Consider the following 12213-nt stretch of genomic DNA (forward strand, 5'->3'; position numbering starts at 1 on the left):
ATGGAAGCATTCCTTATGAAGCTCACCCCATACCAATCCATTTTTTTTAATGAATGGATGCTAAACCCTTCCCGAAGCGATTATAATATTATATTTGACCAGTCGATGTCTGGTATTATAGACATTCAGAGACTCAATATAAGCTTAGTAAGATTTGTTAATAACCAGTTGTTGCTCAACAGCAATGTGATCTCTCAAGACGGAGACCTGTTTTGGAAGCGCAGGCCTTTACTTTCGGAAGATGATCAGATATTAACTTTTATTTCTCAGGAACCAAATTCTGAAGAAGTTCTGCAACTGGCATTACAGCCTTTTGATCTGGAAAATGATCAGCTTGCCAGATTTTATGCTATTAAACTCAACAATGGCGGATATAGAATTATCCATATCTTTTCCCATATCCTTGTAGATGGATTGAGTGCTAACAGTATTTACACAGAACTGAGTACTTATTATAACGATCCGGAATATGAGAATCCAGTTAACCTTACAGAACAGGAAAAATTATATGAAAACCTAAGAATCCAGCTTGAAGAAACGCTGGAAAAAGGAAAATCTGAAATGTCAAAATTCTGGAGAACCAATCTGAAAGAGGTAGAAAATATTGGATTTAAATTTTTAAAAAACAAATCTTCAGAATCAACCTCAGAAAAGAATTTAGAATATCCTAAAAACCCAATAAGTGAACTTCGATTCAGCTTTCCCGAATCTACTTTTTCAAAAGTAAGACAATTAACATCAAAATATAAACTTACACCCTATACGTATGGACAATTGGTGTTAGCTGTCTTATTGCACAAAATTTCAGGAGTAGATAATCTTGTGATTAACTATCCGGTTGGGATTACGGAAGGTCAGGATTTTATCTTTGGAGCTCATATCAATACAGTGTTAAAAGGGTACAGATTCAATAAAGACACTTCACTTCAGGATCTTATTGATCAGAATATAGAATACACTAATCAGTTAAAAATAAGCAAAGCCAGATATTTTCCTGTTGAGGAACTGATCAGCTACGTTCCTACATCAGATATTTTAGAATATGGATTTGTACAAACCAGTCTGAAAGATGTGGTTATTCATTACGAGGGAGCTAGCGATGTGATTATTAACAGTGATCTGAACGTCGATCTGGTAGGGAAACTATCATTCGAGCAGGAAGTAAGAAACGGACAGCTTAATTATAAGGTTCGATATGCAAATCAGGTGCTTGATCAGGAATTGGTACTCAATTTTACTGAAATTTATCAAAAGCTGTTTATTGATATTCTTGAAGAATTACTGGAAGGAAAAACGGAAAATTTAATAACCCATTATCAGCTTTTAAAAGATGAAGCATTCCAAACGGTAATTAAAGATTGGAATAATACAGGTTCAGGTCCCGTTTTGAGTAGAACAATTCATCAATTATTTGAAGAGCAGGTTGAAAGAACACCTGATCATACCGCACTTGTATTTAACCAGACTAAACTTACTTACAATGAACTGAACCAAAGAGCAAACCGCCTGGCAAACTACTTGGTTAAGACTTATTATCTTAATTCTGAAGATTTGATTCCTTTATGTCTGGAGCGTTCAGAAAATATGCTGGTTGCCATTCTTGCCGTTTTAAAGGCAGGAGCAACCTATGTTCCGATGGATCCCTCATATCCTTCAGACAGAGTTGAACATATTCTTAGCGATACCGGAGCGAAAATAATATTAGCTCAACATTCAACACAAGAGAAGTTACAAACGGCTGATGCTGATGTTGTTATTTTGGATGATTTCAATTTCCAAAATATAATGACAGGAATGGATTCTGGTAATCTTTCTAAGAATGTAAGTCCGGATAATCTTGCGTATATAATCTACACCAGCGGAACCACAGGAGTTCCTAAGGGGGTAATGGTAGAGCATAGGAATGTAGTGAATCTGGTAGAACAGGTACAGGAAGCTTACGGCTACAGTAAAGGAGAAAAAATAACAGCCTATACCTCTTATGTATTTGATGTATCTGTTTCCGAATTTTTCAATGCCCTATTCTACGGGAATGAACTGCATATATTGGGTGAAGAGATTAAAAAAGATGCAGATTCTATCAGAAGATATTTACTTTCCAACGAAATAACCTATGCTTATCTGCCTCCAGTAATGCTTTCTGTATTACCACGAGTGGAATATCCACGTTTAAAAGGACTGCTTTATGCCGGTGAGCCTTGTGATTATGAGACAGGAAAATACTGGTCTGAGTATACAAAACTTTACAACCTTTATGGGCCTACGGAAGCTACTATTTATGCAGTTTACAAACAGGTACATCATGGAGATGTACACCTTATCGGACGACCTGTAGGAAATACAACGGCTTATGTTTTAGATAAATATCTTCAGCCTGCATCTGTAGGAGCTGTTGGAGAGCTTTATCTTGGCGGAGCAGGTATTGCAAGAGGTTATCTTAACAGACCTGATCTGACGGCTGAACGTTTTATAGATAATCCTATTCAAGGTGAAGAAGGTAAACTGTATAAAACCGGTGACCTCGTACGATGGCTTCCAGATGGAAATATCGAATATATCGGGCGTAATGATTTTCAGGTAAAAATCAGAGGATACAGGATTGAGCTGGAAGAAATAGAAAATAAACTTCACCAGTTTCCTGGTGTAAAACAATCTGTAGTACTGGTAAAAGAAAACAAAACAGGAATGAAATATCTGGCAGGATATTATGTTTCTGATGATGAATTGAGTACTGAAGAACTCACTGTATTTCTTTCCGGTTCACTTCCGGAATATATGATTCCCGGAGCTTTTGTACAACTGACGGAACTTCCGCTCACTGTTAACGGAAAACTAGACAGAAAACAACTTCCAGAGCCTGAATTTACAGGAAACAGAGAATATACCGCTCCCCAGAATGAGCTGCAGGAAAGACTATGTCAGATCTATGGTGAAATACTTGGATTGAATAGAGAAACCATCAGTATTTATGATGATTTCTTCCGTCTTGGAGGGAACAGTATCATGGCGATAAAACTAATCAGCAAAATACAGTATGAATTGAAACTAAAGGCTAATGTAGCCATGGTTTTCAGTCATAAAACGGTTGTTTCCCTTGCTGAGGTATTAAGTGGAGAAAATAACATTGATAAACAGGACAAAATTACACCTGTAGCGGTTGCTTCCGTAGAAGAGCAGCGTTTATCATTTGCTCAGGAAAGACTTTGGTTTATTGAAAAATATGAGGAAGGAAGCAATGCTTACAATATTCCGATGGTATTTCAGCTTGGAAATCACGTTCAGGCAGAGCTTCTTCAGCAGTCTTTTGAACTATTGATTCAGCGTCATGAAGTATTGCGTAGCATCATCTGTTCAACAGAAGAAGGAGTAGGGTATCAGATGGTTACAGAGCAGAATATTCAGCTTTCTGTACAGGGTGTTCATACCAGAGAGGAGCTTGATAAGGAGATCAATATTGCCAATAACAAAATTTTCCGTTTAGAAGAAGAACTTCCGTTGAATGTTTCCCTTTTCACATGGAAAGATCAGAAATACTTATCCGTTGTAGTTCATCACATTGCTTTTGATGGCTGGTCTACGGATATTTTTATCAAAGAATTCAACAGTATTTATCATAGCCTTGCAAAAGGAAAAACACCGGAACTTAAAGCTTTACCTATTCAATACAGGGATTTTGCTTTATGGCAGAGAAATTATCTTACAGGAGACACACTCGATCAGCAAATAGAATACTGGAAAGATAAACTTGAAGGATTCCAGACACTGGATCTTCCATTGGACTTTAAAAGACCGGCACAAACCTCTTACGAAGGAGCCACAGAATATTTCAATATACCAACAGATCTTGTAACAGATCTGAGAGAGCTTTCAAAAGATTTAGGAGTAAGTTTATACAGTGTAATGCTGAGTGGATATTCTTTGATGTTATCAGCTTATTCAGGGCAGGACGATATTATTGTAGGAAGCCCTGTTGCCAACCGTCACCATGCCGGTCTTGAAGATATCATTGGTTTCTTTGTTAATACCTTGGCGTTAAGAGAAAAAATTAATCCTGAACAGGATCTTAAAGATTTTATTCTACAGGTTTCCCAGTCTGTCATGGATGCTCAGTCTCATCAGGATCTTCCATTTGAAAAATTGGTAGAAGAACTTAAAATAGATCAGGATATGTCCCGTCACCCTATTTTCCAGGTGATGTTTGGTCTCCAGAGCTTTGATGGCGGAATATATACAGGCAATGCTGATGAAGCGATACTTCTTCCTTTTGATGGGGATATTGATTATCAGACAGCGAAGTTTGATCTGACCATGATGATCGATGATAACGGAGCAACAGTACGAGGAATATTCAATTATGCAGTATCACTTTTCAGTAGAGATACGATTCTGCGTATGAAAGAAACGTATGTGATTCTTCTTGAGCAGCTTGTGAACCTTAGAAATCAAAAAGAAGAAAACTGTAAAATAAGTGATCTTCATTTGATAGGCAAGGAAGATCATAAAAAGATCATAGAGAATCAGAACACATTAGAAATAGACTATCCGGAATCACATACACTTCACAGGTTATTTGAAGAGCAGGTGCTAAGAACTCCGGATCGTACGGCATTGGTATATCAGGATGTACAACTGTCTTATAAGGAGTTAAATACCAAAGCAAATCGTCTTGCCAGCTATCTTATCAAAACATATAATCCTCAGCCTGAGGATATGATTCCTTTATTCTTGGAGCGTTCAGAAGATATGATTGTGGCCATTCTGGCTGTCTTGAAAACCGGAGCAGCTTATGTTCCTATGGATCCGGCCTATCCGGCAGACAGAATAAGACATATCCTGGATGATACCGATACGGAAATTATAATTACCCAGGAAAAAATAGCTGAAAAAATTCAGAATATAGATCTCACTAAGAGTATTATTTCATTAGATGAGGTTTCTTTCAGAGATCTTATTGAAAAGAGCAATGCTGAAAATCCTGAGACTGAAACTACTTCAGAGCATCTTGCTTACGTCATTTACACCAGTGGCACAACAGGTGTTCCTAAAGGAGTAATGATAGAGCATAGAAGTGTAGTAAATGTGGTAACTCAGATAAGGGATGCATATGGTTTCAGTGAGAATGAGAAGATAACAGCTTATACATCCTATGTATTTGATGTTTCAGTATCAGAATTTTTTAATGCCTTATTGTACGGAAATGAACTGCATATATTGGATGAGACCATTAAAAAAGATGCAGATTCAATAAGCAGATATTTACTCAATCATCAAATAGCATATGCGTATCTGCCTCCAGTAATGTTATCTGTTCTTCCTCGCATTGAATATCCGGACTTAAAAGGATTACTGTATGCAGGTGAACCATGCGATTATGAAACCGGAAAATACTGGTCAGAATATACGAGCCTTTATAACCTTTATGGTCCTACAGAAGCTACAATTTATGCAACTTACAAAAAAGTAGAGCATGGTGATGTCCATTTGATCGGGCATGCCGTAGGAAATACTTCAGTGTATGTACTGGATGGTATTCATCGCCCGGTTCCGGTAGGAGCTGTTGGAGAACTTTACCTTGGAGGGGCTGGGATTGCGCGAGGCTATCTTAACAGACCTGAACTGACTTCGGAACGCTTTATTCCAAATCCTCTTCAAACAGAAGAGCAAAAAGGACACAAAAAGAACGGAAAACTTTATAAAACAGGAGACTTAGTAAAATATCATGCCGATGGAGAATTGGAATATATTGGTCGTAATGACTTCCAGGTAAAGATCCGTGGTTATAGAATTGAGCTTGGAGAAATTGAAAACAAGTTGCAGCAAAATACTGCAATTCGCCAGTCTGTAGTTCTTGCTAAAACCAATAAAGCAGGACTGAAATATCTTGTTGGATATTATGTATCTGATTCTGCGATAGAATCTCATGAAATTTCAGAACTCCTGGCAGAAACCTTGCCAGAATATATGATTCCAAGTGCTTATGTACATCTTGAAGAGCTTCCATTAACCATTAACGGTAAACTGGACAGAAATCAATTACCGGAACCGGAATTTACCATAAGCAGCGAATATACAGCTCCAGAAAATGAATTACAGGAAAAACTATGTCAGGTTTACTCAGATGTCCTTGGTCTGGACACTTCTGTAATTGGAATTCATGATGATTTCTTCCGCCTGGGAGGAAACAGCATCATGGCTATAAGACTGATCAGCAGCATCAAAAAAGCGTTGCACATATCAATAGGAGTTGCAGTAGTATTTACCCATAAAACAGTAGTATCTCTTTCTCATTTTATTGAGAGTAAAGTTGATACTGATGTTCAGGAAACAATTGTTCCAATACAGATTTCTTCTCCGGAAGAACAAAGACTGTCTTTTGCCCAGGAAAGATTATGGTTTATTGAAAACTTTGAAGGAGGAAGCAATGCCTACAATGTTCCAATGGCCTTCAAATTAGGTAAAGAAATACAGCTGAATGTTCTTCAGAGAGCATTAGAGACTATAGTAATGCGTCATGAAGTGCTTCGTTCTGTGATCCGGACAGCGGAAAACGGAACCGGCTATCAGGTTGTTAGAGATCTTGTTCCTGAGTTTAATTATGTAGAAGTTGGGTCTAAAGAAGAACTGGAGAAAAACATAGATCAATGTGCCCATAAAATATTCCGTTTGGAAGAAGAAATTCCGGTAGAAACTACCATTTTCAGATGGGAGGAAGATTACTATCTGTCGGCTGTAGTTCATCACATCGCATTTGACGGATGGTCTGCCGACTTGTTCTTAAGAGAAATACAAACCATATATAATGCTCTTGTTAAAGGAGAAAACCCTCAGCTTCCGGAATTAAAGGTTCAGTATAAAGACTTTGCTTTATGGCAGAGAAATTACCTTACCGGGGAGATACTTGAGAAACAGATCGGCTATTGGAAAAATATTCTTGAAGACTTTGAAGCTCTTAGCTTGCCTTTGGATTTTAAAAGGCCGGCGAATATCTCTTATGACGGAGCTACAGCCCATTTCAGCCTTTCCCCGAAAGTGGGTTCAGGTTTGAGAAAGCTTTCCAGAGAGTGGGGAGTGAGCTTGTATAGCGTGATGTTGGGAGGATATTATATGATGCTTTCGGCCTATTCAGGCCAGGATGATATTGTAGTAGGAAGTCCAATTGCAAACCGTCATCACGAAGGCCTGGAGGATATGATTGGGTTCTTTGTAAATACATTGGCGCTGAGAGAAAAGGTCAATCCTGAGCAGCATTTTAAAGACTTTATTCTTCAGATTTCAAAATCAGTGACAGAAGCCCAATCTTATCAGGAGCTTCCATTTGAAAAACTGGTGGATGAACTGGATATAGAACAGGATACTTCAAAACACCCTGTTTTTCAGGTCATGTTCGGAGTTCAGAGCTTTGGAATGAATGCAGATAATGAAGCTGTATTTACTCCTCTGCACGATGAAGTCAACTATCAGGCAGCTAAGTTCGATTTGACTACCATGATTGATGACGGAGAAGAAACGATCAGGGGAATATTTAATTATGCCACTTCTCTCTTCAAAAAAGAGACAGTTCTGAGAATGCAGGATACTTATATTCTGCTTCTGGATCAGCTGGCTACAATAGGAGAGAACAGTGATAAAAAGATAAGAATTAGAGATTTCAGCCTTCTGGAGGATACAAATTACAGTAAGATCACAGAAGGGTGGAATGAAACAGTTTCTGAGTATGCTTCTGATAAAACGATCCAGCAATTGTTTGAAGTTCAGGCAGCAAAAACACCTGATGCCATAGCTTTAGTGTATCAGGATATTGAATGGTCTTATCAGGAATTGAATGAAAGATCCAACCGTTTAGCGAATTATTTAATTAGTACTTACGATCTACAGCCGGATGACTTGATTCCTTTATGTCTGGAACGTTCCGAAAATATGCTGGTGGCCATGTTGGCTATATTAAAAACAGGAGCAGCTTATGTTCCAATGGACCCTTCCTATCCATCGGAAAGAATTGAACACATTCTTCAGGATACGAAAGCAAGTTTCATTTTAGGACAGAGAAGTACGATGAAACAGTTAGAAAACAACGCTGTTGATCTTATTGCTTTAGATGAGGTTGTTTTTCAAGCAACACTTGAAACTTTTGATGTTAACAATCCTGTTACCAACGTTAATACTAATAATTTAGCCTATGTAATTTACACCAGTGGAACTACCGGAATGCCTAAGGGTGTACTGATAGAGCATAAAGGAGTAGCCAATCTGATACAACAACATGCTAAAGAATACGGATTCATTTCTGAGCAGCCTATTTCACAGAAAAATTGTCTCTGGTATGCTAACTATGTCTTTGATGCCCATGTAGCGGAGCTTTATCCCGCTCTTGTGCACGGACAGTCTATACATCTTCTGAATAAAGAAACTCAGACGGATCTAATAGGATTACAGCAATATATAAAAGAGAATAATATAAGGGTTGCTACCATTCCTCCGGTTTTATTAACCAAAGAATATATTCTTCCGTTGGAAACACTTTTGGTTGCCGGTGACATCACCAATCCGCAGGTAATGGCTCTGTACAAAAAGCATGGAGTTGATCTGGTTAACGCTTATGGACCTACAGAAAGTACCGTATGTGCAACTTTACACCACTATAATGAGGATGAAAATCCATTAAATATCGGAGGTCCAATTGGGAATATAAGTGTTTATGTTTTAGATCAAAACTTAAGACCAATTCCGGTAGGAGCAGTGGGAGAATTATACATTGGAGGAGCTGGAATTGCAAGAGGTTATCTGAATAGACCTGAACTTACAGCGGAACGTTTTATTGCCAATCCTTTCCAAACTTTAGATCAAAAAACAAAAGGAGAGAATGAACGTCTGTATAAAACAGGAGACCTTGTACGTTGGCTACCGAATGGTGAGCTGGAATATATCGGAAGAAATGACTTTCAGGTAAAGATCCGTGGATATAGAATAGAATTGGGTGAGATTGAAAATAAGCTGTTAACCTATCCTGGAATTCGTCAGTCAGCAGTATTGGCTAAGGAGAATAAAGCAGGCTTAAAATACCTTGCTGGCTATTATGTCTCTGAAAAACCTATAGATTCAACGCTTCTTTCCGAGTTTTTATCCGAGTCATTGCCGGAATATATGGTTCCGGGAGCATTTGTTCATTTAACGTCTTTCCCATTGACAATCAATGGAAAATTAGACAGAAGAGCGTTGCCTGAACCAGATTTTAAAGGAAATAAAGAATATACAGCTCCGGAAACGGAGTTGCAGAAAAAATTATGTCAGATTTACGGAGAGGTTTTAGGCCTTCCTTCAGACAGCATCAGCATTCATGATGATTTCTTCAGACTGGGCGGAGACAGTATCATCAGCATTCAGTTGGTGGGCAGAATCCGTCAGCAGCTGGCGGTAAAATTGAGCGTTAAAGAAGTCTTTGCTGCCCGTACTACCGCTTCGCTGGCTTTACTGATAGAGAATAAAAATAAAGAAGAGGAAACTCATATCGTTTCAGAACAAGGATTCTTACAGGGTGAAGTTCCACTTTTACCCATTCAGGAATGGTTCTTCAGTCAGATAGAATCAGGATATTTGGAAGATTTCAACCATTGGAATCAGGCATTCCTCATCAATGTTCCAAAACTTGATAAAGAACTGCTGGAACAATCTGTAAAATATCTGATCGAAAGGCATGATGCCCTTAGACTTCAGTACCAGATTAAAGATGGAGAATACTTTCAACAGTATGGAGAAACAAAAGTTACTTCAATCAACTACCTTAATGTTTCAGGTCTGAACGAGGAAGAATTATCAAAGGTATTTACAGATTGGCAGTCTCATTTTAATATTGAAAGGGACTCGTTATATAATGTCGGATATGTTGATGGTTATCAGGATGGTAGTGCAAGGATTTATTTTGCATTTCATCACCTGATTATTGATGCTGTAAGCTGGAGAATCATCACCGAAGATTTAAAAAATATTTATCAATCCCTTGAAAAAGGAGATACAAGATCCATTACATCCCATACCAAAGGAACCAGCTACCGTCAGTGGGTAGAAGCTGTAAAAACTTACGGATCAGAATCTCAGGAACAGGAACATTTATTTTGGAATACAATTGCAGATACAGTTGAAGAGAATAATAGAAATCTGGAAGATTTCATAGGTGAAAATTACCAGGAGAATCAATTGATTATATCCGAAGAAGCCACCCAAAAGTTAATCAGAGGCATTCATCATGTCTACAATACACAGATCAATGATGTGCTGCTTTCTGCATTATCTCTTTCACTTTCAGAATTAACAGGACATGAAAATCACTCCGTTGTGCTGGAAAGCCACGGGCGTGAAGAAATATTCAATCATCTTGATATTACACAAACAATAGGTTGGTTTACTTCTATGTATCCGGTGCTTTTAAAGAAAGGTGATGATTGGGCAGATACTGTAGTTGAGACTAAAGAAACATTGAGAAGCATTCCTCACAACGGAATCGGTTACGGTAGTTTAATAGGTTATACAGAACGGGAATTGCCTAAAATCAGTTTCAATTACCTGGGACAACTGGATCAGGAAACCGGAGAAAAAAGCTGGTTTATTGCCGCAGAAGATAGCGGTTTAAATATTGGGAATAAAAACAAAGACAGCTACTATATCAGTATCAATGGTGCAGTAATAGACGGTAAACTTCAGTTTAAGGTTGCAGGTTATCTGAAAGATGACCAGATCAGCCTTTTCTCAAAATCTTTTAAAACAAAAATAGAGGAAGTTGTTAACCGCCTTTCCCAGGCAAACAGGAGCTTCCTTACTCCATCCGATACAGATTATATTGTTGAAGAAGGTCAACTTGCAGACCTTCAGAAGGAAGGTGAAATTGAAGGAGTTTATTTGGCTAACAGTTTACAGGAAGGGTTTGTATACCATGCTTTAAATCAGGGTGAAACAGATGATGCTTACCGAGTACAGTTAATTTGGGACTATCTTGCAGATATTAGTCCTGAAAAGCTGAAAAAATCATGGGAACTGACACAAAAACGTTATCCTGCACTCAGAATAAGATTTAACTGGAATGGAGAAATCGTTCAGGTTATCGATAAAAAAGGCAATCTGGATTGGAGATATCAGGATATCAGCGGAATAAATGAAGAGACTCAGAGTGCCCTGATTGAAGAAATAACACAAAAAGACCGCTTTGAGGTTTATGATTTGTCAAAAGGAAACCTCTTCAGAATTTATCTTTTCAAACGAGGAGAAAACCATTACAGCTGCTTGCTTAGCAACCATCATGCGATTCTGGATGGATGGAGCTTGCCTGTTATTCTGAACAGTGTTCACGAGTCATATCTTCAACTGAACAAAAATCATCAGCCTGAACTTATTGCAGATACAGCGTACACAGATACCCAAAAATACCTGCAGCAAAAAAAAGAAATCAGCAGCAGCTTCTGGAAAAGCTATATGGATCAGATTGAAGATCAGGAGGATCTGACTAATTTATTGAAGGAAAGCCAAAGACATACAGAGCTGGGTATTTATAAACATATCAAAGATCATCAGGATGTAGAACTTTTGATCGAAGGAGAGCAGTATCAACAATTAAAAGAATTTACCCAAACAAATGGCTTTACCGTGAATGCTGTCCTGCAGTATTTATGGCATAACCAGCTGAAGATTTATAGTCATTCGGAAGTTACTGTAGTAGGAACTACCATATCCGGAAGAAATCTCCCTATTGATGGAATAGAATCCTCTGCAGGACTTTATATCAATACGCTACCATTAATTGTTACTCATGAAGAAGGTAAAATAAAAGATCATATATTAAAGATTCAGGATCATATCAGTGAGCTTAACAGCCATAGCGATATTAACCTGGCAAGTCTTCAACGTGACGGGCGTAGAATTTTCAGCAGTTTATTTGTCTATGAAAACTATCCTGTTCCTCAGGGAGAAAATAATAACGAACTAGGATTTGTATTCAGGGATGCAGTAGAAAGATTGGATTATCCGCTCGGCGTTACAGCTTTTGAGCGGGATGAGAAGGTTTCTTTGGTGGTAAGTTATGAAGGGCATCTGTTTGAGAAAAAGATGATGAATCAGCTTCTTAAAGGCATGCAAACCATTCTGAACCAGCTGTTGGAAAATCCTGAAATAGCTTCCGAAGATCTGTCTTATATCACCTTAGAAGATCAGAAAAAAATAATAACAGAC

General features: G+C 38.0%; 1 protein-coding gene (cut by a window edge). It reads left to right on the plus strand.

Annotated elements, in window-relative coordinates; translation table 11 throughout:
* Positions 1-12213, plus strand: the 5' portion of a protein-coding gene (locus tag J2772_RS12065) for a non-ribosomal peptide synthase/polyketide synthase (protein ID WP_209916961.1). Its footprint extends 31992 nt past the window's final position; 12213 of the gene's 44205 nt are visible here — the first part of the coding sequence; the start codon lies at positions 1-3; its stop codon lies beyond the right edge, outside the window.

The sequence above is a fragment of the Chryseobacterium jejuense genome (genome assembly GCF_017877355.1).
Classification (GTDB): domain Bacteria; phylum Bacteroidota; class Bacteroidia; order Flavobacteriales; family Weeksellaceae; genus Chryseobacterium; species Chryseobacterium jejuense_A.